23 protein-coding genes are annotated in these 25270 nt (G+C 71.4%); 6 read left to right on the plus strand and 17 right to left on the minus strand.

Going from position 1 to position 25270, the window contains the following annotated elements; genetic code table 11:
• Window positions 1–74 precede the first annotated feature (74 nt).
• Together uvrD and AC1PMG_RS20700 are read right to left on the minus strand one after the other, a co-directional pair.
• Entirely contained in the window at window positions 75–2276 is a 2202-nt protein-coding gene (uvrD, locus tag AC1PMG_RS20695; RefSeq protein ID WP_481110099.1) for a DNA helicase II, read from the minus strand.
• 70 nt (window positions 2277–2346) lie between these two features.
• Complete coding sequence (locus AC1PMG_RS20700) at window positions 2347–3228, minus strand: LysR family transcriptional regulator (protein ID WP_481110100.1); 882 nt, start codon at window positions 3226–3228, stop codon at window positions 2347–2349.
• Window positions 3229–3343: 115 nt separating this feature from the next.
• Between AC1PMG_RS20700 and AC1PMG_RS20705 the strand changes: the two genes are divergently transcribed.
• A complete protein-coding gene (locus AC1PMG_RS20705; RefSeq protein ID WP_481110101.1) occupies window positions 3344–4861 on the plus strand; it encodes an MFS transporter in 1518 nt (505 codons plus the stop codon).
• Between the two features lie 206 nt (window positions 4862–5067).
• Here AC1PMG_RS20705 and AC1PMG_RS20710 read toward each other — a convergent pair whose 3' ends face one another.
• The 5 genes from AC1PMG_RS20710 to AC1PMG_RS20730 all read right to left on the minus strand — a co-directional run bounded on the left by AC1PMG_RS20710 (window position 5068) and on the right by AC1PMG_RS20730 (window position 9793).
• Complete coding sequence (locus AC1PMG_RS20710; protein WP_481110102.1) at window positions 5068–6492, minus strand: FAD/NAD(P)-binding protein; 1425 nt, start codon at window positions 6490–6492, stop codon at window positions 5068–5070.
• A 111-nt stretch (window positions 6493–6603) separates the two neighbouring features.
• Complete coding sequence (gene cls, locus AC1PMG_RS20715; RefSeq protein WP_481110103.1) at window positions 6604–8022, minus strand: cardiolipin synthase; 1419 nt, start codon at window positions 8020–8022, stop codon at window positions 6604–6606.
• Window positions 8023–8181: 159 nt separating this feature from the next.
• Window positions 8182–8349 carry a 50S ribosomal protein L33 gene (rpmG, locus tag AC1PMG_RS20720; protein WP_169411268.1) on the minus strand — a complete coding sequence of 56 codons (168 nt, stop codon included), beginning with the start codon at window positions 8347–8349 and terminating at the stop codon, window positions 8182–8184.
• A 10-nt stretch (window positions 8350–8359) separates the two neighbouring features.
• Window positions 8360–8596, minus strand: coding sequence for a 50S ribosomal protein L28 (gene rpmB, locus AC1PMG_RS20725; RefSeq protein ID WP_160969509.1), 237 nt, complete (start codon window positions 8594–8596; stop codon window positions 8360–8362).
• Window positions 8597–8884: 288 nt separating this feature from the next.
• On the minus strand, window positions 8885–9793 hold the full coding sequence (locus AC1PMG_RS20730) for a LysR family transcriptional regulator (protein ID WP_481110104.1): 909 nt from the start codon (window positions 9791–9793) through the stop codon (window positions 8885–8887).
• 131 nt (window positions 9794–9924) lie between these two features.
• On the opposite strand from AC1PMG_RS20730, the gene AC1PMG_RS20735 reads away from it, so the two are divergent.
• From AC1PMG_RS20735 to AC1PMG_RS20755, 5 genes are all read left to right on the plus strand, one after another.
• Window positions 9925–10314, plus strand: coding sequence for a RidA family protein (locus AC1PMG_RS20735; RefSeq protein WP_342073658.1), 390 nt, complete (start codon window positions 9925–9927; stop codon window positions 10312–10314).
• Between the two features lie 67 nt (window positions 10315–10381).
• Window positions 10382–10720, plus strand: a complete 339-nt coding sequence (locus AC1PMG_RS20740) for a hypothetical protein (protein WP_481110105.1) — start codon at window positions 10382–10384, stop codon at window positions 10718–10720.
• A gap of 56 nt (window positions 10721–10776) precedes the next feature.
• Complete coding sequence (locus tag AC1PMG_RS20745) at window positions 10777–12030, plus strand: TolC family protein (protein WP_481110106.1); 1254 nt, start codon at window positions 10777–10779, stop codon at window positions 12028–12030.
• Window positions 12027–13223 carry an efflux RND transporter periplasmic adaptor subunit gene (locus AC1PMG_RS20750; protein ID WP_481110107.1) on the plus strand — a complete coding sequence of 399 codons (1197 nt, stop codon included), beginning with the start codon at window positions 12027–12029 and terminating at the stop codon, window positions 13221–13223. The genes AC1PMG_RS20745 and AC1PMG_RS20750 overlap by 4 nt, the downstream gene beginning before the upstream one ends.
• A gap of 10 nt (window positions 13224–13233) precedes the next feature.
• Window positions 13234–16443: an efflux RND transporter permease subunit gene (locus AC1PMG_RS20755; protein ID WP_481110108.1), complete on the plus strand. Its 3210-nt coding sequence runs from the start codon at window positions 13234–13236 to the stop codon at window positions 16441–16443.
• 57 nt (window positions 16444–16500) lie between these two features.
• Here the strand turns inward: AC1PMG_RS20755 and AC1PMG_RS20760 are convergent, their stop codons facing one another.
• The 10 genes from AC1PMG_RS20760 to rsmG all read right to left on the minus strand — a co-directional run bounded on the left by AC1PMG_RS20760 (window position 16501) and on the right by rsmG (window position 25255).
• Window positions 16501–18309 (minus strand): DUF885 domain-containing protein, encoded by a 1809-nt coding sequence (locus tag AC1PMG_RS20760; protein WP_481111729.1) that lies wholly within the window; start codon window positions 18307–18309, stop codon window positions 16501–16503.
• 438 nt (window positions 18310–18747) lie between these two features.
• Window positions 18748–19272: an REP-associated tyrosine transposase gene (locus AC1PMG_RS20765; protein WP_481110109.1), complete on the minus strand. Its 525-nt coding sequence runs from the start codon at window positions 19270–19272 to the stop codon at window positions 18748–18750.
• A gap of 252 nt (window positions 19273–19524) precedes the next feature.
• On the minus strand, window positions 19525–19866 hold the full coding sequence (locus tag AC1PMG_RS20770) for a lipid-A-disaccharide synthase N-terminal domain-containing protein (RefSeq protein WP_152181456.1): 342 nt from the start codon (window positions 19864–19866) through the stop codon (window positions 19525–19527).
• 1 nt (window position 19867) lies between these two features.
• Complete coding sequence (locus tag AC1PMG_RS20775) at window positions 19868–20590, minus strand: glycosyltransferase family 2 protein (RefSeq protein ID WP_481110110.1); 723 nt, start codon at window positions 20588–20590, stop codon at window positions 19868–19870.
• Between the two features lie 82 nt (window positions 20591–20672).
• A complete protein-coding gene (locus AC1PMG_RS20780; RefSeq protein WP_342073650.1) occupies window positions 20673–21638 on the minus strand; it encodes an NAD-dependent epimerase/dehydratase family protein in 966 nt (321 codons plus the stop codon).
• Window positions 21639–21696: 58 nt separating this feature from the next.
• Complete coding sequence (locus AC1PMG_RS20785) at window positions 21697–22422, minus strand: suppressor of fused domain protein (RefSeq protein ID WP_481110111.1); 726 nt, start codon at window positions 22420–22422, stop codon at window positions 21697–21699.
• Between the two features lie 40 nt (window positions 22423–22462).
• Window positions 22463–22771 carry a helix-hairpin-helix domain-containing protein gene (locus AC1PMG_RS20790; protein WP_017908743.1) on the minus strand — a complete coding sequence of 103 codons (309 nt, stop codon included), beginning with the start codon at window positions 22769–22771 and terminating at the stop codon, window positions 22463–22465.
• A gap of 36 nt (window positions 22772–22807) precedes the next feature.
• On the minus strand, window positions 22808–23728 hold the full coding sequence (locus AC1PMG_RS20795; protein WP_017908742.1) for a ParB/RepB/Spo0J family partition protein: 921 nt from the start codon (window positions 23726–23728) through the stop codon (window positions 22808–22810).
• The gene (locus tag AC1PMG_RS20800; RefSeq protein WP_017913880.1) at window positions 23728–24525 is read right to left on the minus strand and encodes a ParA family protein; all 798 of its coding nucleotides are present in this window, start codon (window positions 24523–24525) and stop codon (window positions 23728–23730) included. Before AC1PMG_RS20800 ends, AC1PMG_RS20795 begins: the two co-directional genes overlap by 1 nt.
• A gap of 88 nt (window positions 24526–24613) precedes the next feature.
• Window positions 24614–25255: a 16S rRNA (guanine(527)-N(7))-methyltransferase RsmG gene (gene rsmG / locus AC1PMG_RS20805; RefSeq protein WP_043093832.1), complete on the minus strand. Its 642-nt coding sequence runs from the start codon at window positions 25253–25255 to the stop codon at window positions 24614–24616.
• Window positions 25256–25270: the final 15 nt, after the last annotated feature.

The raw sequence follows: 25270 nt of genomic DNA on the forward strand, positions 1-25270 counted from the left end.
CGATCATCGGCGCAAGCGAGCGGCCAGACGGCCGCACGTACGCGGAGCTACCCGGCATGCCGCCAGCGCCGTGGCTACAACACCGTCAGATTGGCATACGCCATCACCAGCCACTTGGCTCCGGCCTCGTCGAACTGCACCTGCACGCGGGCGTGGGCGCCACTGCCTTCGTAGTCGATGACCACGCCGCCGCCGAACTTGGGGTGCTGCACGTTGGCGCCGAGCTTGATCGCCGGCGCCTCGATCACGCTGTGCCCCATGCTGCGCGGCGCGCCCAGCGAGGCGCTGCGCGACACCTGCACCTTCGGCCGCACTTCGTGCAGCAGCTCGCGCGGGATCTCGCGCAGGAAGCGCGAGGGCACGTTGTAGTTGTCCTGGCCGTGGATGCGCCGCGACTCGGCATAGCTCAGCACCAGCTTGTGGCGGGCACGGGTGATGCCGACATAGGCCAGGCGCCGCTCTTCCTCCAGGCGTCCGCTCTCTTCCAGCGAACGCGCGCTGGGGAACAGGCCATCTTCCATGCCGGCCAGGAACACGATCGGGAACTCCAGGCCCTTGGCCGAGTGCAGGGTCATCAACTGCACGCCCTCCTCGCCGGCCTGGGCCTGACCTTCGCCGGCCTCCAGCGAGGCATAGGCCAGGAACGCGACCAGTTCGGTCATCGCCTGGCGGCCCTCGTCGGCGTCCTCGTCGCCGTCGGCGCGGACGAAGCGCGAGGCCACCGACACCAGTTCGTCGAGGTTGTCGGTGCGCGATTCCGAATCCAGCCCGCCGCGGCTCTCCTTGCTCCAGTGCTCGCGCAGGGTGGAGCGCGCCAGCACCTGGTCGATCTGTTCGGGCAGCGGCAGCCCGGCCACGTCCAGGGCCAGTTGTTCGATCAGGCCCAGGAACTGGCCCAGCGCGTTGCGCGCGCGTGCGGCCAGGTCGCCGCCCTGCTGCGCGGCCTGTTGCGCCGCCGCCCACAGCGACAGCGACTGCGCGCGTGCCAGGCGCCGTACCTCGTCGAGGGTGCGGTCGCCGATGCCACGCGCCGGCGTGTTCACCGCGCGCTCGAACGCCGCATCGTCGGCGCGGTTGGCGACCAGGCGCAGGTAGGCCAGGGTGTCCTTGATTTCGGCGCGCTCGAAGAAGCGCATGCCGCCATAGACCCGGTACGGCACCTGTTCGGCGATCAGCGCCTCTTCGAACGCGCGCGACTGCGCGTTGCTGCGGTAAAGCACCGCCGCCTCGCTGTAGCTGCCGCCGTCGCGCACCCACTGCCGCACGCGCTCGACCACGTAGCGCGCCTCGTCCACCTCGTTGTAGGCCGCGTACAGGTCGATCGGCTCGCCGTCGCCCGAATCGGTCCACAGCTGCTTGCCGATGCGGTCGGGGTTGTGCGCGATCACCGCGTTGGCGGCGTTGAGGATGTTGGCGCTGGAGCGATAGTTCTGCTCCAGGCGGATGGTCTGCGCGCTGGGGAAATCGGTGAGGAAGCGCTGCACGTTCTCGACCTTGGCGCCGCGCCAGCCGTAGATCGCCTGGTCGTCGTCGCCGACCACGAACACGTGGCCGCTGTCGCCGGCGAGCACGCGCACGAACGCGTACTGGATGGCGTTGGTGTCCTGGAACTCGTCGACCAGGATCTCGCCGAAGCGGGCGCGGTAGTGCGCCAGCAGCGCCGGGGTGTCGCGCAGCAGCTCGTGCGCGCGCAGCAGCAGTTCGGCGAAGTCGACCAGGCCGGCGCGGTCGCAGCGCTCCTGGTACAGCGCGTAGGCGTTGCGCAGGGTGGTGACCCACTCGTCGCGCGGCTCCGGCTGGATGTGCTGCGCGCGGCGGCCCTCGTCCTTCTGCTGGTTGATCCACCACACGATCTGCTTGGGCGGGAACTTGCCCTCGTCCAGCTCCAGCTGCTGCACCACGCGCTTGACCAGTCGCAACTGGTCGTCGGCGTCGAGCACCTGGAAGCTCTCGGGCAGCTTCGCATCCTGCCAATGCAGGCGCAGCAGGCGGTGCGCCAGGCCGTGGAAGGTGCCGATCCACATGCCGCGGCTGCCGTTGCGCAACTGCAGGTCGGCGCGGTGGCGCATCTCGCCCGCAGCCTTGTTGGTGAAGGTGACCGCCAGAATGCCGTGCACCGGCACGCCATGCACCTGGTGCAACCAGGCGATGCGATGGGTGAGCACGCGCGTCTTGCCGGAGCCGGCGCCGGCCAGGACCAGGTAGTGGCCGGGCGCGGCGGAAACGGCCTCGCGCTGGGCGGGGTTCAGATCGTCGAGCAAATGAGAGACATCCACCCGCGCATTTTAGCCGGTGCAGCGGCGCAGCGGCTGCGACAGCGCGCGCCGCCGAGCAGGCGATGTGGCGTCAATCGGTGCAGAACAACCGTTCAGCGAGGAAATCCACGAACACGCGCAGCTTCGGCGACAGCTGCCGACGCGACGGCCACACCACGAAGAACGCGCCGCCATCGGCCATGTACGCGTCCAGCACCGGCTGCAGGCGGCCGTCGGCCAATGCATCCTGCGCCAGGAACGCGGGCATGCAGGCGATGCCCAGGCCGGCGATCGCCGCGGCGCGCACCGCTTCCATGTTGTTGCAGGTGAGCACCGCCGGCGGCAGCGGCACCGGTTCGGCCAGCGGCCAGTCCTGCGGCTTGCCGGTATCGGGAACGCGGAACAGCACGCCATCGTGCGCGGCCAGCTGAGCCGGGGTCTGCGGCACGCCGCGGCGGCGCAAGTAGTCCGGCGCCGCGCACAGGCGGAAACGGAACGGCCCCAGGCGCCGCGCCAGCAGCCGCGAGTCGGCCTGCACGCCGCTGCGGATCACCGCGTCCAGGCCGTGTTCGAGCAGATCGACCACGCGGTCGTCGAACTCCAGGTCCAGTTCCACGTCCGGATAGCGCTGGCGGAACTCGGGCAGCAGCGGCACCAGGAAGCGGTAGCCGATGGTCGGCAGGCCGACCCGCAGCCACCCGCGCGGCGCCTGCCGGGTCTGCGCCAGCGCGTCCTCGGCCTCGCGCAGGTCGGCCAACACGCGCTGGCAATGCTCCAGGAACAACGCGCCCTCGGCAGTCAGCGCGATGCGCCGGGTGGTCCGCTGCAGCAGACGTACGCCGAGCTCGCGCTCCAGTGCGGCCACGCTCTTGCCCACCGCCGAGGCCGAGATGCCGAGCACGCGCCCGGCGCCGACGAAGCTGCGCTGTTCGGCGGCACGGACGAAGGCGACGATGCCGGTGAGGCGGTCCATACTGGGATATTAGAGCGTTCTGTTCCGCAAAGTGCGGATGATCGCGGCCTTTTTCGCGGATTGCCGCCCCTGTATCTCTAGTGGCGTCCCAGCCTCCGCCGCAAGAGTCGCTCCGATGACCTCCGCTTCGACCTCCCGCTCCACCCCCCTGCCGCGCCGTGGCGCCGCCCTGGCCGCGGTGTGCCTGGCCGCCCTGGCGCTGCCACTGAACTTCTCCGGCGGCGCCGTCGCCACCCCGGCGATCGGCGCGGCCCTGGGCGGCAGCGCACTGGCACTGGCCTGGATCACCAACGCCTTCATGCTCAGCTTCGGCAGCCTGCTGCTGGCCGCCGGTGCGCTGGCCGACCGGCATGGACGCCGTCGTGTGTTCCTCAGAGGCCTGGCGCTGTTCGCCACGGCCAGCCTGGGCGTGGCTGTGGCCGGCTCGGTCGCGGCGATCGACCTGTGGCGGGCGCTGCAGGGCGTCGGTGCCGCCGCCGCGCTCGCCGCCGGCACCGCAGCGCTGGCGCAGTTGTATACCGGCGCGGCGCGCACGCGCGCGTTCAGCCTGCTCGGCACCACCTTCGGCACCGGCCTGGCGTTCGGCCCGCTGGCCGCCGGCGCCCTGAGCGAATGGCTGGGCTGGCGCGCGATCTTCTTCGGCGTGGCCGCGGTCGCGGCGCTGGCGTGGGCGTTGGCCGCGCGCTGGCTGCCGGCCTCGCGCGATCCGGCCGCCGGTCCACCCGACCGCGCCGGCGCGCTGTGCTTCAGCGCGGCGCTGGCGCTGTTCACCGCCGGCCTGATCCAGGGCCCGCACAGTGGCTGGGGCAGCGTCGTGACGCTGGCCCTGCTCGGTGCCGCGGCCCTGTTGCTGCTCGCCTTCGTGTGGATCGAACGGCACCGCCGCCATCCGCTGCTGGACCTGAGCCTGTTCCGCTACCGGCGCTTCGTCGGCGTGCAGTTGCTGCCGGTCGCCACCTGCACCAGCTACGTGGTGCTGCTGGTGCTGCTGCCGCTGCGCATGATCGGCGTGGATGGCGCGCCTGCCGCCAGTGCCGGCCTGACGCTGCTGGCGTTGTCGGCGCCGATGCTGCTGGTGCCGAGCCTGGCCGCCGCACTGGCGCAGCGCATCGCCCCGGCCTGGCTGTCCGCGTTGGGGTTGGCGGCGGCCGCGGCCGGCCTGTGCTGGCTGGGCGCGCGGCCGCCGGCGCAGGCGCTGCCGGCGCTGCTGTTGATCGGCGCCGGCACCGGCCTGCCCTGGGGACTGATGGATGCGCTGTCGGTCAGCGTGGTGCCGACCGAACGCGCCGGCATGGCCGCCGGCCTGTTCGGCACCTTGCGCGTGGCCGGCGAAGGCATCGCCCTGGCCAGCGTGGCGGCCCTGCTGGCCGCGTTGCTGCAGGTGCGGCTGGCCACGGTCGCGCCGCTGCTGCCGCACGCGGTCCTGGCGGACACCGCGCAGCGGCTGGTCGCCGGCGATCTGTCTGCATCCACGCAGGACGGCGCGCTGTCCGCGGCGCAACTGCGCCTGGCCTACGCCGCGGCCTTCGGCACGCTCACCCGGGTGCTGGCGGCGATCACCGCGCTGGCGGCGATCGCGATCTGCGTGCTGCTCGGGCGCACGCCGCAGGACGCGGTGGAGGGGAGCCGCTGATCGCAGCCGGTGACGCACATGTAGGAGCGGCTTCAGCCGCGACAAGTGTGGCCGGCAATGCCCCGTCGCGGCTGAAGCCGCTCCTACGAGGTCACACGTCGGCCCGCCGCCGCAAACGCGCGCGATGTGAGGAACCCAAATTTCGGCCGCGCCGCACCGCACCGCACCGCACCGGATCGCGGCGGAGGCATGCGCCGCGGCGGTGCTCAATGCACGGCGGACACCGGCAGCTCCAGCGCCAGCAGCGCCTGCGCGGTCTGCTGTGCCTGCACCCGCAGTTCGGGGATCGCCAGGCTTTCCCACAGGCTGCCGATGCGCAGGCTGCCGAGCACGCGGATGCGCGGCGTGGCCTGGCCGTCAGCATCGAGCAGCGCGCCATCGGCGGCGCTGCCCACGCCGATGCCGTGCGGCCCGGGCTGTGCATGGCCGCAGCCAAGCAACTGGTGCAGCAGCGGATTGCGCATGGTCTGTGCGCGCAGTTCCACGCCGGTGGCATTGATCACGCAGTGCGCGTCGAGCTGCAGCGGCGCGCCGTCGGCGCCCATGCCGTTGACCTGCACGCAGGCGCCGACCGGGAACACCGTGTCCAGCCGCGCGCGGTGCAGGCGCAACTGGCCGACCCGGCGCATCGCCTGCAATTGCGCGAAGACCGGCGCAGCGATGCGATGCCGGTGCACATCCCAGTAGCGCACCACGTGGCGCAGGAAGCGGCGCTGCTCGGTCACCGACAGCGACTGCCACAGCGCCTGGCTCAGCGGCCGCACCCGGTCCATCACGCTCTGCCAGGGCTGGCCCTGCGCCTGCGCCGCGGCGGCATGGCGGCGCAGCGCGCGCACGCGCTGGCGCAGCGGCATCGCCAGCAGCGCCTGCGCATCGAAGTCGGCCGGCGCGCCATGTGCGGCATGCGGCAACGGCAGCAGCGCGTGCCGCGAGACCACGTGCACCGAGCCGCGGTGCGCATTGGCCAGCAGAGTCAGCACGCTGTCGGCCATGCTCAGGCCGGAGCCGACGATGCAGACCGTGGCCTCGCGCGGAATCGCCTGCAGCTGCGCGTAGTCCCAGGCCTCGATCCGCGACGGCGCGTCGAGACTGGGGGCACCGCGCGCCGGCAGCGGACGCAGGCTGTTGCCCAGCGCCAGCACGGTGGCGCCAGCGTGCAGCTGTCCACCCTCGTGCAATTGCAGAATCTGACCGCCGGTCGGCTGCGGATGCAGCGCCAGCACCCGCGCCTGGCGCCATTGCAGGCGCGCCGGCCCGGCGGCCTGCGCCTGCCGCAGGCGCGCGCGCAGATAGGCGGCGTAATGGCGACGTTGCACATAGGCCTCGGCCAGTGCGGCGCGCGACAGCTGCGGATACAGCGCCTGCTGCTGCAGCCAGTCGAGGAAGTCGTCGGGCGCCTCGGCGAAGGCGCTCATGCGCCCGGCCGTCACGTTCAACAGGTGTTCGGCGCAGGGCGTCGCATAGGCCACGCCCTGCGCCAGCGCCGGCTGCGATTCGATCAGTTGCACGCGCAGCGCGGTGCCGGCCTGACGCAGCAACTGCAACGCGACCAGCACGCCGGCCGCTCCGCCGCCGACGATGGCGATGTCGCAGTCGTCGTCGGCCGGTTCGCTGGGCACAAGCTCATTCATGCCGCGATTGTAAGGGAAGCCCCCACCGACCCGGTCCGCGGCTGAGAACCGTCGCGCATGTGCCGGCGCCGATCGCGCATGAGCGCGTCATGCGCCTGTCATCGGCGTGCGTCACATCAGCGCATCGGCCAGGCGCGCGATGCCTTCGCGGCTGCGCCGCCAGGCCGGCCGCTTGCGCCAGTCCTGCAGCGTCAGCACCCGCGCATCGGCCAGGTAGTCGGCCTCCACCGCGCGCAGCCGCTGCACCACCGCGGCGCTGTAGCACAGCATGCCGACCTCGGCGTTCAACGCGAACGAGCGGATATCCAGGTTGATCGACCCGACCAGGGCGATGCCTTCGTCCACGCTCAGGTGCTTGGCATGCAGGAAGCACGGCCGGTACAGCGCGATCTTGACCCCGCTGCGCAGCAGTTCGTCGTAATAGGCCTCCTGCGCCCAGGCGGTGAGCCGCTGGTTGTTGCTCTCGGACACGATCAACTGCACGTCCACCCCGGACAGCGCGGCGATGCGCAGCGCGCTGAGCGTGGCCTCGTCCGGCACGAAGTACGGCGTGACCATGACGATGCGCCGCCGTGCCAGATGGATCAGCGCGTTGACCGTGTCGCGCGCGTTCTCGAACGGGTACGCCGGCCCGCTGGGCAACAGCTGCGCGGCGACGCCGCCGCCGTGGATGGAGGCGGGCGCGACCACGCTCAGGCGTTGCCCGGTCTCGATGAACCAGTCGCTGGCGAACACCGCTTCCAGGTGCGCCACCACCGGCCCCTGCACCCGCGCCACCAACTCGCGGTTGGGATGGCCGGGCACGAACTGCGGCTCGGCCAGGTTCTGCGAACCGATGTAGCCGACACGGTTGTCGATCACCGCGATCTTGCGGTGGTTGCGCAGGTCCATGCGGCCGCTGCGGCGCCAGCGCAGCCCGCCCGGCAGCAGCGCCTGCACCTCGACCCCGGCCGCGTGCAGGCGCTTGCGGTAGCGGCGCAGGCCACGACGGCCGCCGCGCGCATCCAGCAGCAGCCGGCAGCGTACGCCGCGTGCGGCGGCGCGCAGCAGCGCCGCGCTCACCGCATCGCCGACCGCGTCGTCGAACATCAGGTAGTACAGCAGGTGCACGCGCTCGACCGCCGCGTCGATATCGTCGATCAGCGCCTGCAGCGAGGCCGCGTAGCGGTCGAGCAATTCCACGCTGTTGCCGTGGGTCGGCATGAAGTCGCCCTGGCGCTCGACCAGCGGCACCACTTCGGCGACCACGGTGTCGGCCGGCGGCGCCCAGCGCAGCGCGGTCAGCGGCACCTGCTGCTCGCGGATCACCTGCGAGGCCAGCGCCTGTCGGCGGATGCGCTCGCGCGAGAGCCAGGGGTGGCCGAGCAACAGGTACAGCGGCAACCCCAGCAACGGCACGAAGCCCACCAGCAGCAGCCAGCTGCGCGCCGCGCCGGGCGTGGTGCGGGTGGGGATCCACAACAGCGCCACCAGCCGGATCAACCAGTCCAGCGCCAGCAGCCACGTGCCTTCCAACCAGACCGGCAGCATCGCGATCCTCGCAACCCAGGTCGCCCGATTCTGCGGACTGCGCCGGCAAACGCAACCATGGCCGTAGCGGCGGCGGGGTTTTCCATCCCCCAGACGTACGAAACCCGCCTTGCGGCGGGTTCCGTGTGCAGCGTGAGCAGCGATCCGAGGATCAGCCGATCACTTGATCTTGCCTTCCTTGTACAGGACGTGCTTGCGCACGACCGGATCGTACTTGAGGAATTCCATCTTCCCCGGGGTGTTCTTCTTGTTCTTGTCCGTGGTGTAGAAGTGGCCGGTACCGGCCGAGGAAATCATACGGACCTTATCGCGCTTGCCTGCCATGATGCTCTACTCCTCAGACCTTTTCGCCGCGCGCACGCAGCTCAGCCAGAACGCTGTCGATGCCGTTCTTGTCGATGGTGCGCAGCGCGTGCGCGGAAACCTTCAGCTTGACCCAGCGGTTCTCGCTGGCGACCCAGAAGCGGCGCTCGTGCAGGTTGGGCAGGAAGCGACGACGGGTTCTGTTGTTGGCGTGGGAGACGTTGTTACCCGTCTGCACACGCTTGCCGGACACTTGGCATACGCGGGACATTGCGCACCTCGATAGTAGTTTGAGTCGCCCATAGCCTGGGAGACGGCGGCCCCGGCAGCCCTGCGGCCACCACGCGACGTGGGAAATCAAGCGGTTACGCTGGAAGAGGCCGGCCGGAGATCGCGCATCCGGCCGCCGTTCCGACCGGAGCCGGGCACAGCGAGCCGCGCATTATGCAGGCGATCAAGGACTTGTGCAAGTTGTCCACAGGCGGCCTGGCCGACTTGAACGGCCGGGGCGGCACGTGCGGCCTCGCACGCCGCTGGCGATGGTCGGCGCCGACACCGACTAGACCGGCTCCGCGGGGCCCAGCACCTCCACCGCCCACTCGATGAACGCGCGCAGCCGCTGGCTCATGTGCCGGTTGGGCGCGAACATCAGGTGCATCGGCATCGGAGGCAGCTGCCAATCCTGCAGCAGCGGTCGCAGCGTGCCCTCGGCCACGTGCGATGCTGCCATGTAGGACGGCAACACGACCACGCCCAACCCCGCCAGGCCGGCGGCCAGGTAGGCGTTGCCGTCGTCGAAGCCCACCTGGTAGCGGCCCTGCACCTCGCACTGCTCCTCGCCGCGCCGCGCCTGGAAACTGCGCGCGCGGCCGCTGCGCGGGCTGAGGAAGCCCACCGTGTGATGCGTCGGCCCGTCCAGGGCGCGCGGATGGTCGGGCACGCCGTGCCGGTGCAGGTACGCCGGGCTGGCGTGGAAGCCCAGCGGCAGACTGGCCAGCGGCCGCGCCACCAGCGCCGGATCGGCCGGCACGCCGCCGCGGATCACGCAGTCGACCTGGTCGGCGATCACGTCGACCTCGCGGTCGCTCACGCCCACGTCGAGCTGGATCTGCGGGTAGCGGGCATGGAAGTCGGGCAACGCCGGCACCAGCCGCAATCGCGCATACGGGCCTGGCACGTCGATGCGCAGGCGCCCGCGCGGTGCCGCCGCGGCGCTGCCCAGGCCGGCCTCCACCTCTTCCAGCTCGGCCAGCAGGCGGGCGATGCGCGGGTAGTAGGCGGCCCCGTCGGCGGTGACGCTGACCCGCCGGGTGGTGCGGTGGAGCAGGCGCAGCCGCAGGTGCGCCTCCAGCTGCTGCACCAGCTGGGTCACGCTGGTGCGGCTGAGCTGCAGGGTATGCGCGGCGCGGGTGAAGCTGCCGGTCTCGACCACCCGCGCGAAGGCCCGCATCGCCTCGAATCGGTCCATCGGCCGCCCCGCGATTGTTTGGAATCCACAATCAATCTAGATGGATCATTGCGGTTTATCCAGACAACGCCGCCGGCCACGATGGCGACTCCGGCACGCGCAGTGCGCTGCCCCCTGTCTGGAGCATCCCCATGTCCCATCGCGATGTCGTCTTTCCCGCCGGCCGCCAGGCGCTGTACGCGCGCAACCGCTATTCGCCGGCGATCCGCTGCAATGGCTTGCTGTTCGTCTCCGGCCAGGTCGGCAGCCGCGAGGACGGCTCGCCCGAGCCGGAGTTCGCCGCGCAGGTGCGCCGCGCCTTCGACAACCTCAACGCGGTGCTGGCCGCCGCCGGCTGCACGTTCGACGACGTGATCGACGTGACCGTGTTCGTGGTCGACCCGGAACGGAACTTCGCCACCGCCTGGGCGATCGTGCCCGAGTACTGGGGCGAGGCGCCGCATCCCACGCTGACCGGCATCGGCGTGACCTGGCTGTACGGCTTCCAGTTCGAGATCAAGGTGATCGCGAAGCTGCCCTGAGCATGCGACAGCGCGCGGCGCGTTGATATTGTGTCCGCGCCGAAGCGCTTGTTAGTCTGCCGGCCTCATGCGCCGCCTGTTCCGTCCACTGCGTACCTCCCTGCTGATGCTGCTGCTGGCGGCGTTCGTGGCCGTGCCGGTGGCCGATGCGCTGGCCTGCGCGCTGGAGCCGGAATCGGCCGACGCCGTGCACGCGCCCGCCGCGGCGCATGCCGATGGCGAGGACAGCGACGGCAAGCATGCCGGCGCCTGCAGCCACAACCATTGCCACCACTCGAATCTGAGCCTGCCGGCGAGCGCCCTGGCCGTGTTCGGCGCGCCGCGGCCGGCGCGCTGGATGCAGGCCGTCGACGCCTCTCCTGCGGGCGTCGTCCAGGACGGATTGAAGCGCCCGCCCAGAGCGTGAGTTGAGCGTGTCCCGCGATCGCGGGTTTCCGTTTCCCTCATCTCTGGAATTTCTTCATGTCGACTCCGACACGTCGGCCGCCGCGCGCGGCCGGGCGGGTCGTCGCCGTGCTGCTGGGCCTGGCCCCGGCCGCGCTGGCGATGGCGCAGACCGCCCCTTCGTACGACACCTTGCTGCAACGCCTCGACCAACTGCCCGGCAGCCGGGCGGGCACGGCGCTGGCCGAGGCCGCCGACGCCCGCGCCGCGCAGGCGCGGGCGCTGCCCAACCCCACCCTGTCCTGGTCCGCCGAAGACGCCGCCGGCAGCGGTGCCTATGCCGGCATGGGCAAGGCGCAGACCGTCCTGACCCTGTCGCAACCGCTGGAGCTGTGGGGCCAACGCGGTGCGCGCCTCCGTGCGGCCCGCGCCGACGCCGACGCGGCCGCCCTGCGCGGCACGCAGAGCCGCAGCGAGGCCGCCAGCGAGCTGGCGTCGGCCTACGCGCTGGCCGAACGCGCGCTGCGCCGCTACGCGCTGGCCGAGGAAGCGCTGGGCCTGATCCGCGACGATGCGGCCGCCGTCGACGCGATGGTCGCGCAGGGCCGCGAGCCGCGACTGCGCGCGGTGCAGGCGCGCAGCGAAGTGGCCGATGCCACCGCGGCGCTGGACGAAGCGCAGGCGTTCCGCGACGCGGCGCTGGCGCGCCTGGCGGCGATCGCCCTGCTGGAAACGCCGGTGCAGTCCCTCGATGGCAGCCTGCTCGACCGCATGCCGCCATCGCCGCGCGCGACCGAGGCGACAGTGCTGCCGGTGCGCATCGCCGCCGCGGAAGCCGACGCTGCTGATCGCCAGGTCGAGGTGGAGCGCAAGCGCGCCCTGCCCGACCTGAGCCTGACCGCCGCGCAGAGGCGGTTCCGCGAAGACCGCGCCCACGCCTACATGCTCGGCGTCAGCCTCAGCCTGCCGCTGTTCGATCGCAACCGCGGCGGCATCCGTGCCGCCAGCGCCGAACAGCGCGCGGCCGAGGCGCGCCTGGAGCAACAACGTCGCACCAGTGCCGCCGACCGCCTGTCCGCGCTGGCCACGCTGAAGGCCGCCGGCAGCCGCACGCGCGCCGCCGACGACGGCGTGGCGGCGGCGCAGGAGGCCTACCGCCTGGCCCGCATCGGCGTCGACGCCGGTCGCATCACGCAACTGGAACTGCGCAGCACCCGCGCTGCGCTCATCGCCGCGCGCAGCAGTGCCGTGGACGCGCGCCTGGCGCGCGTCGCGGCGGAAATCGAGCTGGCCCGCCTGGAAGGGCGCGCGCCGTTCATGGAGGCCCAATGAACCTGTCCCGTCCGATCTCCCTTGCCGCCAGCCTGCTGCTGGCACTCCTGCTGGCACTCCTGCTGGCCGCCTGCACCGGCGACAAGCAGGCCATCCCGGCAGCCGACGCCGCGCACGGCGATGATGCCGGGCACCAGGGCGCAGCACACATGCCAGCGGCCAGGACCGTGGCCAACGCCGAAACCGGCGACGTGGTACGGCTGACGCCGCAACAGATCGCCGCCTCCGGCCTGGACGTGGTCGCGGTCGGCCGCGGCGGCGGCGCCTCGGTGCGCCTGGCCGGGCGGGTCGAACCGGCGGTGGGCGCGCGCGCCTCGGTCGCCTCGACGGTGACCGGCCGGGTCGAGCGCGTGCTGGTCGCGCCCGGCGCCGCGGTGCAAGCGCAGCAGCCGCTGGCCATCGTGGTCAGCGGCGAGGCCGCGGTGTTCCGCGCCAATGCGCTGGCCGCCGCGGCCGAGGCCAAGGCGGCCGGCCTGGCGCATGCCCGCGACCGCGCCCTGGTCGCGCAGGGCGTGGTCGCCCGCCAGGAGCTGGAAACCTCGCACGCGCGGGCACTGGCGGCGCAGGCGCAGGCTGCCGCCGCGCAGGCCCAGGCCGCCGCCAACGGCACACCGGATGCCAGCGGCCGCGTGCGCGTCGTCAGCCCGGTGGCCGGCATCGTCGGCAACGTGCAGGTCACGCCCGGCAGCGTGGTCGCCGCCGGCAGCGTGGTGGCCGAGGTCGCCGATCCGGCGATGAACGAACTGGTGTTCAGCGCACCGCCGGCGCTGGCGGCGCAGGTCGCGCCCGGCATGCCGCTGGAGGTGCGCGGTGCGGGCGGCAGCTTCGCCGCCAGGGTCACGGCGGCGGCGGCCGACCTGCGCCAGCAGGGCGGCGCCGCGGTGATCCGCGCGATGCCGGTCGCTGCGCCCTTGCCGCCGGCCGGCTCGCCGGTGTCGGCGGTGCTGGTCGCCGACGGCCAGGACAGCGCGCTCAGCGTCCCCGCCGATGCGGTGCAGAGCGTCGAGGGCCGCAACGCGGTGTTCGTGGCGGTCGCTGGCGGCTTCAAGGCGCAGCCGGTGCTGGTCGGGCGGCGCGCCGGTGACCGCATCGAGATCCTCGGCGGACTGCGCGGCGACGAACGCATCGTCGGCACCAACGCCTTCCTGCTCAAGGCCGAACTGGCCAAGGGCGACGCCGACCACGGCCACTGAGGAGGCGACCATGTTCAAGCTGATCATCGACACCGCCGTGCGCCACCGCTGGCTGGTAGTGGCCCTGGCAGCGCTGCTCGCCGCCGTGGGCCTGTTCCAGTTGGGCAGGCTGCCGATCGACGCGGTACCGGACATCACCAACCGCCAGGTGCAACTCAACACGGTGGCGCCGGCCCTGACTCCGGAACAGATCGAGCGGCAGGTGACCTACCCGCTGGAAACCGCGCTGGCCGGCATCCCCGGCCTGACCGCGACCCGCTCGCTGTCGCGCAACGGCTTTTCGCAGGTCACCGCGATCTTCACCGATGCGACCGACGTCTACTTCGCGCGCCAGCAGGTGGCCGAACGCATCCGCGCGGCCGTGGACGACCTGCCGGAGGGTGCATCGCCGCAACTGTCGCCGGTCACCACCGGCCTGGGCGAGGTGCTGATGTGGACGGTGGACTTCACCGCCTTCGACCCGGCCAGGCTGGCCCGGCCTGGCGCGGCGGGCTGGCAGGCCGGCGCGGTCTACCGCACGCCGGAAGGCGAACTGCTGCGCACGCCGCAGGAGCGCGCCACCTATCTGCGCACCGTGCAGGACTGGATCATCGCGCCGCAGATGCGCGCCAGCCCGGGACTGGCCGGCGTGGATACGGTCGGCGGCTACGTCAAGGAATACGGTGTGCATCCGGACACTGCCAGACTGGCCGCGCACGGCCTGGGCCTGGCCGACCTGGTCACCGCCCTGCAGCGCGCCAACGTGCAGGCCGGCGCCGGGTTCGTGCAGCGTGCCGGCGAAGGCCTGGTGGTGCGCGCCGACGGCCTGGCCCTGAGTGCCGACGATCTCGCACAGGCGCCTGTGGCCACCCGCAACGGCATGGTGGTGCGCGTGGCCGACGTGGCCGAGGTCGCGCCGAGCCGGGCGCCACGCCTGGGCGCGGCCAGCCGCAACGGCCACGAGGCGGTGCTGGGAACCGCGCTGATGCTCGCTGGCGGCAACAGCCGCACCGTGGCGCAGGCGGCGGCCGCGCGGCTGGCGCAGGTGAACGCGTCGCTGCCGCCGGACATCGTCGCGGCGCCGGTGCTGGACCGCAGCGTGCTGGTCAACGCGACCATCGGGACCGTGGCCAGGAACCTCACCGAGGGCGCGCTGCTGGTGGTGGTGATCCTGTTCCTGCTGCTGGGCAACCTGCGCGCGGCTGCGATCACCGCGCTGGTGATTCCCTTGTCGTTCCTGTTCGCGGTGATCGGCATGCACCGCTTCGGCATCAGCGGCAACCTGATGAGCCTGGGCGCGCTGGACTTCGGCATCCTGGTGGACGGGGCGGTGATCGTGATCGAAGCGACCCTGCTGTTGCTCGGCCAGCGCCGCGCCGCGCTGGGCCGCGGACTGACCGCCGCCGAGCGCCTGGGCGTGGCCGCCGAGGCGGCGCGCAGGATGGCGCGGCCGGCGGCCTTCGGCCAGTTGATCATCCTGCTGGTGTTCGCGCCGATCCTCACCCTGGAGGGCGTGGAGGGCAAGACGTTCCAGCCGATGGCGGCCACCTTCATGCTGGCCCTGGTCGGCGCGTTCCTGTTTTCCTTCACCTTCGTGCCGGCGATGGCGGCGCTGCTGGTGCGCGAGCCGAAGCTGCAGGACGACGCGACGCATGCGACCGACGACGCACACGAAACGCGGCTGCTCCGCGCACTGCGCACGCGCATCGCACCGGCGATCCGCGCGGCCGTCGCGCATCCGCGCACGGTCGCCGCCGGCGCGGTGGCGATGCTGCTGGCGGGCATCGGCGCGTTCGCGCTGCTGGGCCGCGAGTTCATGCCGACGCTGGACGAAGGCAACGTGGCGATGCAGGCCCTGCGTGTGCCGTCCACCTCGCTGGAACAGTCGCTGACGATGCAGCTGGCGCTGGAACAGGCCATCGCCACGCAGCCGGAAGTGGCGACCGTGTTCTCGCGGACCGGCACCGCCGAGGCGGCGATCGACCCGATGCCGACCAACATCTCGGACAGCGTCATCGTGCTCAAGCCGCGCAAGCACTGGCCCGATCCGGCGCTGGACAAGGAGCGACTGGTGGCCCGCCTGGAAGCGCTGGCGGGGCAGCAGCTCGGCAACAGCTTCGAGTTCAGCCAACCGATCGAACTGCGCTTCAACGAACTGATCTCCGGCGTGCGCACCGACCTGGCGGTGATGATCTTCGGCGACGACTTCGGCCAGTTGCGGAAGGTGGCCGAGCAGGTCGCCTCGACGCTGCGCGCAGTGGAAGGGGCGGCCGACGTGCGGGTGGAGCAGATCTCCGGCCTGCCCACGCTCGACGTGACCATCGACCACATGGCGGCGGCGCAGGTCGGGCTGAGCGCGGCGGACGTGAGCGACGCGCTGGCCACCGGCATCGGCGGCCGCGCCGCCGGCAAGATCTTCGAGGGCGACCGTCGCTTCGACGTGGTCGTGCGGATGGACGATGCCGCGCGCAACGATCCGGACCAGTTGGCCGCGCTGCCGATCGCCACCCCGACCGGGCAGGTGATTCCGCTGTCGTCGGTGGCGCGTATCGCCGTCAGCGAGGGGCCGAACCAGATCAGTCGCGACAACGGCAGCCGCCGCTTGGTGGTGCAGGCCAACGTGCGCGGCCGCGACCTGGGCGGCTTCGTCGCCGCGGCGCAGTCGGCGGTGGCCGAGGTGGCGCTGCCGCCGGGCGCCTACCTGCGCTGGGGCGGGCAGTTCGAGAACCTGCAGCGTGCCGAGCGGCGGCTGGCGACCGTGGTGCCGGTGGTGTTCCTGCTGATCGGCGGCCTGCTGTTCATGGCCCTGCGCAGCGTCAAGGAAGCGGTGCTGGTGTTCGGTTGCGTACCGCTGGCGCTGGTCGGCGGCCTGCTCGCCCTGCTGTTGCGTGGCATGCCGTTCTCGGTGTCGGCCGCGGTGGGCTTCATCGCCGTCTCCGGCGTGGCCACCTTGAACGGCCTGGTGCTGATGCAGGCGATCCGCGAGCGCCTGGAGGCCGGCGACCTGCCGCTGCAGGCGGCGATCGACGGCGCGGGCAGCCGCATCCGCGCGGTGTTGACCACCGCGTTGGTGGCGATCGTCGGCTTCATTCCGATGGCGATCGCCAGCGGCTCCGGTGCGGAGGTGCAGAAGCCGCTGGCGACGGTGGTCATCGGGGGGCTGATCACCGCCACCGCCCTGACCCTGCTGGTGCTGCCGACCTTCGCCGCGCGCATCGCCGGGCCGCGCGTGGCGGGCTGATCCGGCACAGGCCGGCGCGCTTCTCGCGGGAAGCGGCGCCGGCCCGCGCGGTGGCGGTCAGGCCTTCTTCTTGCGCGCGGCGATGTAGGCGCGGATCTGCTGCTGCAGCACCGGCAGCGGCACCGAGCCCTGCTGCAGCACCGCGTCGTGGAAGGACTTGATGTCGAAGTCCGGGCCGAGTTCGCGCTCGGCCTCGGCGCGCAGGTCGAGGATGGTCAGCTCGCCGAGCTTGTAGCTCAGCGCCTGACCCGGCCAGGAGATGTAGCGGTCGACCTCGGTGGTGACCTCGTGCTCGCTGAGCGCGGTGCGCTCGCGCAGGTAGGCCTGCGCCTGCGCGCGGGTCCAGCCCTTGTGGTGCACGCCGGTGTCGATCACCAGGCGGCAGGCGCGCCACATCTCGTAGCTGAGCCGGCCGAAGTCCTCGTAGGGCGTGGCGTAGATGCCCATCTCCTTGCCCAGCTTCTCGGTGTACAGCGCCCAGCCCTCGCCGTAGGCGGAGATGTAGTTCTCGCGGCGGAACGCCGGCTGCGCGCCCTGTTCCTCGGCCAGCGCACCTTGCAGCGAATGGCCCGGCGAGGATTCGTGCAGGGTCAGCGCCGGCAGGTTATACAGCGGCCGCGACGGCAGATCGTAGGTGTTGAGCCAGTAGGTGCCGACGCCGCCACGGCCGGCGGTCCAGAACGGGGCGATGTCCGCCGGCACCGGCACGATGGTGAAGCGCCCGCGCGGCAGCGTGCCGATGAACTTGCCGACCTCCCCGTCCACGCGCTTGGCGATCCACGCGGCGCGGTCGAGCAGCTCCTGCGGGGTCTTCACGTAGAACTGCGGATCGGTGCGCAGGAACTGCAGGAACGCCGGGAAGGTCTTCTGCCCGGCCGGCGCCTGGAAGCCGACCTGCTGGATGATCGCGTCCATCTCCTTCTGGATCCGCGCCACCTCGCGCAGGCCGAGCTGGTGGATCTGCTCGGGGTCCATGTCCAGCGTGGTGTACTCGCGGATCTGCTGGCGGTAGTAGGCCTTGCCGTCGGGCAGCGCTTCGGCGGCGAGCGTGGTGCGCGCCTGCGGCATGTACTCCTGGCGGTAGAAGGTGAGCAGCTGCGCATAGGCCGGGATCACCTTGTCGCGCAGCGCGGCCTGCGCCTGCGCGCGCAGCTGCGCCTGCTCGGCGGTGGGAATCTGCGCCGGCATCTGCTTGAACGGCGTGTACAGCACCGCCGCGGTCGGATCCTTCAGATCGGCCACGGTGGCGATGGCGCCATCGCGGCCGTCGAGCACCGCGCGCGGCACGCTGAAGCCGCGCTTGAGCCCGGCGCGCATGTTGTCGGTCTGCTGCGCGAAGTAGCGCGGCACGTCCTCCAGCCGCGCGATGTAGGCGCGGTACTCGTCGGGCGTGCGCAGGTTGCGCCGGGCCATGAACGCCAGGTCCGACCAGAACGCGCTGTCGGAATTGAACGGCATCTCGTAGGCGCGCAGCCGCACGGAGGCGGCCAGGTTCTCCACCTGCGGCCGGTACACCGCCAGGTTGACCTGGTTCTCCGGCGAGAGCTGGGCCGCATCGAGCGTGTCCAGCTGCCGCAGCACGTCCTCCCACACCTTCAGGCGCGCCGCCTGCGCCGCCGCGCCGACGTCGGGCAGATGCCGGTTGTCGCCGCTGCTGTCGCTGTCCTCGTCGGCCTGGCCGAGCTGCGCCTGGCGCCAGGCCCACTCCTTCTCGTAGATGGCCTGGAAGCGCGCATCGGCGGCGCTGGCGTTGGCCGTGGCCGGCGCTGCGCTGGGCGACGCCGACGACGGCGGTGCGGCCAGTGCGGGCGTGGCCACGGCGAACGCGATCAGCAGGGAAATGGCCAGCGGGGTCTTGGCGAGCATGGGCATGGGCGGCACACGGCGGGAACGGACCGTCGATGATCGCATCACCGCCCGGCCTGGCGGGTGGGCCGGAAGTCCTGTGTGGGATCATGCAGGGAACGGAAACGCAGCTCGTGGCGGTTTTATCGGGCTACAACCGCGAGGACAGTAGCTCAGGTCTAGCTAAGCTCTGGCTCTGGCTCTGGCTCTGGCTCTTGATGTTGATCTTGCTCTGGCTCTGGCTCTGGCTCTGGCTCTGCTCCTGTTCCTGCTCTGGCTGCGGCTGCGGCTGCGGCTGCGCAGGATTGCTCCCATTGTGGGAGGGACTTCAGTCCCGACGCGCGGTCGCTCCGCCTGCTACAGCATCCAGCAGCAACTGCAGCCATTGCACCGGTCGCAGGCCTGCTGGTCCCGACATCGACCATGCGACCGCAAGCCTCAACGTCTGTCTGCACGGCATCACGCCGTCGCACCTGCACCCGAGCATGATGTCGCGCACGGCGCGGTCGCGGCCGGACACAGCCAAACCGCATCCCAGTACGGGTAGTCGCCGACGCGGCGCACCAGACCGGCGCGCAACGGGTTGGCGACGATGTAGCGCGCTGCCGGCAGCAACTGCCGCGCGTCGCGCAGTGCACGATCATGAAACCCCTCCATCCACACGGCGCCGCCGCGGCCCCGCGCATGATTGGCCGCCCTTGCGGCGCGGCCCTTGGCGTCGCGCACGACGGTTGGCAGGGCAGCACCGCACTCGAGCATGACCAGCCCATGCCAGTGATCGGGCATCAGCACCCAGCACAGAAGCTGCGCGCCGGCCCAGGTATCGGCATGGCCCAGGCAAGACGCGGCTGCCCACGCGCAGCGCCAGTCCTCGAACAGGCGCTGGCGCTGCCAGGTCACTGTGGTGACCAGATAGATGCGGCCGGTCTCGCTGCAGCGCCCGGCACGCAGCGCGCGGTAACCTCGGGGAGTTCTGCTGTGCATGCCGCCAGGGTTGCAGGGCGGATCATGCGGGACCATCGGGGATCGACCGGTACAGGCATAGGGAAACGTACGGGCGCAGCGTCAGACATTGCGGTACTCGCCACTGGTGCAACGGCGAGCTGGACCAGCGAGGCGTGGAAGATTCACGCGTCGGGACTGAAGTCCCTCCCACAGTGGCGGGTCGCGATCGGAGGGTGTTACGCGCCGCCTGCGATCATGCGCCGCCTGCAATCGCGCGCAGCGGCACCGCACTCAATGCGAGGCGCGGTCGCGGTGCCAGCCGCGGTGCTTGATGTCCAGGTACAGGCTGTAGAAGGCGGTGAAGGCGGGGAACAGGTTCTGCAGCACACCCACCGAGTCCTGCTTGGCCGAGAACATGAAGTAGCTCAGGGTCATCAGGCTGCCGACCACGCTCATGTACCAGAACAAGCGCGGGATCACCGGCTTGCCGGCGCGCTTGGAGGCGACGAACTGCACCAGCCAGCGTCCGCCGAACATCAGCGCGCCGACATAGCCGATCAGCTTCCAGCCGGTGACGTGCAGCCCGGTCCAGTACAGTGCCTGGATCGGTTCGTTGAGGAAATGCGCGTCCATCTCAGCGCTCCTGCACCGCGGTGCGGCGGCTGCGCGCGATCAGCCAGGCCACGCCGCGCAGGTCGCGGATACCGACCAGGGCGCGGTTGAGGTTGTTGTACTTGGAGACGCCGGAGGTGCGGTGGCGATGGTTCACCGGCACGCTCAGGGTCTGCCAGCCGGCGCGCTGCATCAGCGCCGGCAGGTAGCGGTGCATGTGGTCGAAGTACGGCAGGTCCAGGAACGCCTCGCGCTCGAACAGCTTGATGCCGCAGCCGGTGTCCGGGGTGTCGTCGCGCAGCATGCGCGCGCGGATCGCGTTGGCCCACTTCGACGCCCAGCGCTTGCTGCCCGAATCCTGCCGCGACACCCGCCAGCCGGCAAACAGCTTGACCAGCGGCTCGGCGGCCTGACGTGCGGCCAGCAGCTTGGGGATGTCGGCCGGATCGTTCTGGCCGTCGCCGTCCAGGGTGGCGATCCACAACCCGCGCGCGGCCTTGACGCCGTTGCGCACCGCGGTGCTCTGCCCGCTCTGGCTGACGTGGTGCAGCACGCGCAGCTCGGGGGTGGACGCCTTCAGCCCTTCGAGCACCGAGAGGGTGTCGTCGCGCGAATGGTCGTCGACATAGACGATCTCGAAATCGATCGTGCCGCGCAGCGCGGCGACGATCTCGGCGACCAGCGGCGGCACGTTGTCGCGCTCGTTGAACACCGGGACGACGACGGAGAGGGAAAGCTGGCTCATGGATTCGGCAGGGCTGGGCGCGGGGGCGCGTGGGGAAAAAGCGGGGCATTGTGCCGCGGACCGATGATCCGCGGATGAAGCGTCAGGCGGCGGCGCCGAAGTACTCCCGGCACCAGGCCACCACCTGCGGCAGGCCGACCTCGATCGGGGTGCTCGGATCGAAGCCGAACGCGGCGTGGGCCCGCGCAGTATCGGCCATCGTCTCGATCATGTCGCCCGGCTGCATCGGCCGATACTGTTTTTCGGCGCTGCGCCCGGCGGCGGCCTCGATCACCGCGATGAAGCGCTCCAGTTCCACCGGGGTGTGGTTGCCGAGGTTGAACACGCGGTGCGGCACCGCCTCGGTGGAGGGGTGATCGAGTGCGCCGAGCACGCCGGCGACGATGTCGGCGACGAAGGTGAAGTCGCGGCGCATGCGGCCGTGGTTGAACACCTCGATCGGGCGCCCGGCCAGCACCGCGCGGCTGAACAGCAGCGGCGCCATGTCCGGGCGGCCCCAGGGACCGTACACGGTGAAGAAGCGCAGCCCGGTGGCGCGCAGGCCGTACAGCTGCGCATAGGTGTGCGCCATCAGCTCGTTGGCGGCCTTGGTCGCCGCGTACAGCGAGCGCGGCTGGTCGATGCGCTGGTCCTCGGAGAACGGCGGCGTCGCCGAATCGCCGTACACCGAGCTGCTGGACGCATAGACCAGATGCTCCACGCCGCGGTGCCGGCACAGCTCCAGCATGTTGACGAAGCCGACCAGGTTGCTGTCGACGTAGGCATAGGGGTTCTGCAGCGAATAGCGCACCCCGGCCTGCGCGGCCAGGTGCACCACGCGGGTCGGCTGCACCTCGTCGAACAGCGCGGCCAGGCCGTCGCGGTCGGTCAGGTCCAGGGTGCGGATGTCCGCGTTCGCGCACAGCGCGGCGACGCGGTCGCGCTTGAGCTGCGGGTCGTAGTAGTCGTTGTAGTTGTCCAGGCCCACCACCAGTTGCCCGGCGGCGCGCAGCGCACGGACGGTGTGGGCACCGATGAAGCCGGCGGCGCCGGTGACGAGGATGGGCATGGCGAAAGTCCTGGAAAGCGTGGAACGGCGTGCGCGGTATGTGGATCGGAACGGCAGGTCAGAACAGCCCGAAGCGCTTGCGGGCGACGTTGGGCCGGGCGGGATCGATCACGTCCTGCAGGCCCTTGGCGTCGAAGCGGTCCATCAGCGCCTCGGCGCCCTTCTTCAGCTTGAGCGCCATCTCTTCCGGATACAGCGGCACCAGGGTCATGAACACGATGGTCTTGTCGGCATCGACGACCAGTTCCCCAAACGCCTCGGGCGTGCTCACCGGCGGCAGCACGATCGCCCCGTCGAAGCCGACGCCGGGCGCGTACGGCTCGGCCGGCTGACCGTTGGGCACGGTGTGGCCGAAGCCCAGCCAGGTGTCGTACTTGTGCGGCAGCCGCGCCAGGGTCTTGAGCAGGCGCACCGGCCAGTAATGGCGTTCGTCCTGGAAGTCGTCCTGGGTGATCGGCCAGTCGGGCGGCAGGGTCAGCATCAGCTCCATGAAGCGCGGTGCCCCCACGCCCTCGGGCACGGCCATCGGCAGGTCGCTCATCCCCGAGGTCACCAGCCGCAGATACGGCACCTCGTCGGTGGCGGGCACCACGTGCACATCCAGGTGCACGGTGTCGGAGATGATCTCGTGCAGCACGCCGGCGACCGGCCCCAGGTGGCGTTCGATGTGCGCGCCGATCTGTTCGATGCAAGACTCGCCGCGCGCCGGCGTGAACGGTTTTTCCTCGCGGTGCTGCAGGATCGGGCTGCCGCCCGGGCTGATCTGCGTGTCCTCGTTGCTCATGCAATGCTCCGGTTGCTGGCCAGCGCCGCGGCGCGCGGCCTCAGCGCAGGGTCAGCGGCGCGTCCTTGGCCAGCGCCGCCTTGCGCTCCTTGCTGAACTCCCACCACGGGCGCGGCGTCTCGCCCTGCATGAAGCGCACGATCGACAGGAACACGTCGATCACGCAGTGGTCGTGCACCACCCCGGTGCGCAGGCACAGCTGTGCGTACATATCGTACGGATCGCGGCCCTGCAGATGCGCCGGCACGCGGATGCCGATCAGGCGCAGGTCCTTCTCGCAGGCCGGACCGACGTTGGGCAGGTCGGTCAGGCGCAGCAGGTGGTGACGGTCGACCTTGCTGGGATGCATGGCGGAGGCGGTCCTGGCGGACGCGGGCGGCGGCGCTCAGGCCTGCCGCGGGCGCAGTTTCTCGAGCACGCCGTCCAGCGTGTCCAGGTCGGTGTAGTGGATCACCAGCTTGCCCTTGCCGCCGCGGCCGTGGGCGATGGACACCTTGGTCCCCAGCGACTCGGACAGCTCGGTTTCCAGCGAGGCGATGTCGGCCTGCGGCGCGGTACGCGCCGGCTTGGCCTTGCGATTGCTCGGCACCTTGCCGGCGGCGAACTGCTGCGCACGGTGCTCGACCTCGCGCACCGACCAGCCCTGGTCGGCGGCATCGGAGGCCAGGCGGCTGGCCAACTCCGGCGACAGCGTCAGCAGCGCGCGCGCATGGCCCATCTCCAGGCGCCGCGCTTCCAGCAGCGCGCGGATCGCCGGCGGCAGTTCCAGCAGGCGCAGCAGGTTGGACACCGACGCGCGCGAGCGGCCCACCGCCTCGGCGGCCTCGGCGTGGGTCAGCGAGAACTCGTCGATCAGCCGCTGCAGCGCCTGCGCCTCTTCCAGCGGGTTGAGATCCTCGCGCTGGATGTTTTCGATCAGCGCCATGGCGATGACGGTGCGGTCGTCCAGCTCGCGCACCACCACCGGCACCTCGCTGAGGCCGGCCAGCTGCGAGGCGCGCCAGCGGCGTTCGCCGGCGACGATCTCGAAGCTGCCCGGCGCCAGTTCGCGGGCGACGATCGGCTGGATCACGCCCTGCGCCTTGATCGACTCGGCCAGCTCCTGCAGCTTGGCCTCGTCCATCTCCTGACGCGGCTGGTACTTGCCCGGCTGCAGCTGCCCGACCGGCAGGCGGCGCAGGCTCTCGCCCGGCTGCAGCTCGGCGGTCGGTGCCGGCGCGGCCGCGCCCTTCGGCCCCAGCAGCGCTTCCAGGCCACGGCCGAGGCCGCGCTTCTTCGCTCCGAGGGCGGGGGGCTTGGCGCTCATCAGATGGTCTCCATGGCCGGCATCGGCCGATTGCGTTCGTTGCGGCGGCGCACGATCTCGCCGGCCAGTCCCAGATAGGCGACGCCGCCGCGCGAGGTGCGGTCGTAGCCGACGATGCTCTGGCCATGGCTGGGCGCCTCGGCCAGGCGCACGTTGCGCGGCACGATGGTGCGGAACACCTTGTCGCCGAAGTGGTTGGTCAGCTCCGCCGACACCGCGTTGGCCAGGTTGTTGCGCACGTCGAACATGGTCCGCAGCACGCCCTCGATCTCCAGCGCCGGATTCAGCTCGGCGCGCAGCGCCTCGATGGTCTCCAGCAGCGCGGTCAGCCCTTCCAGCGCGTAGTACTCGCACTGCATCGGCACGATCACCGAATCGGCGGCGGTCAGCGCGTTCAGGGTCAACAGCGACAGCGCCGGCGGGCAGTCGATGAGGATGAAGTCGTAGGCCTCGCGCAGCGGCGCCAGCGCGGTCTTCAGCCGCTGCTCGCGCGCCGGCTGGTCCATCAGCTGGATCTCGGCGGCGGTGAGATCGATATTGCCCGGCAGCAGGTCGAAGCCCTCGGGCGCGGTCACCCGGATCTGTTCGGCGCTGCTCTCGCCGAGCAGCACGTCGCAGGTGGAGGCAGCCAGCTCGCGCTTGTCGATGCCGCTGCCCATCGTCGCATTGCCCTGCGAGTCCAGGTCCACCAGCAGCACGCGCTGCGACTGCCGCGCCAGCGACGCGGCCAGGTTGACCGCGGTGGTGGTCTTGCCGACGCCGCCCTTCTGGTTGGCGATGGCGATGATGCGGGCCATGCGGGAGCCTCGTCGGCGATGGGGTGGGACCGGGCATTATGCGGTCACAGCCCCCCTGGCGGAAATCGGGGCCGGCCGCGGCTGGCGCTCAACCGCGCTCGACCACCACCAGGTGGCGGTCGGCGCCCAGGCCGGGGACCTGCAGCGGGTGCACCGTCGGCGCCACCCAGCCCGGCGGCAGCGCGGCGATCTCCTCGTCCGGGCGCACGCCCTTCATCGCCAGCAGGCGCCCGCCCGGGCGCAGCAGGTGGCCGCCGACGGCGACGATCCCGGCCAGGGTGTCCAGCGCGCGCGCGGTCAGCAGGTCGTAGGCGCCGGCCTCGTCCAGCGCCTCGGCGCGCGACTCGGCCACCCGCGCGTTGTCCAGGCGCAGCTGGCGCACCGCCTCGCGCAGGAACCGCGCCTTCTTGCCGTTGCTTTCGACCAGGGTCACCCGCAGCTGCGGCCGCGCGATCGCCAGCGGAATGCCGGGCAGTCCCGGACCGGTGCCCAGGTCGGCCAGCGCGCCCTCCTGGGCGAACGGCTGCATCGCCAGCGAATCCAGCAGATGGCGGGTCACCATCTCGTGCGGGTCGCGGATCGCGGTCAGGTTGTAGGTGCGGTTCCAGCGCGTCAGCAGCGCCAGATAGGCCAGCAGCGGCGGCGCCAGCGCGGCCGCGTCCAGGCCCTGCGCGTGCAGGCCCTGCTCGAGCGCGACGCGGACGGAATCGGGAAGAGAGGCATCGGTCATCGGCGGATTATCGCA

It is taken from the genome of Xanthomonas sp. NCPPB 2250 (genome assembly GCF_056725265.1).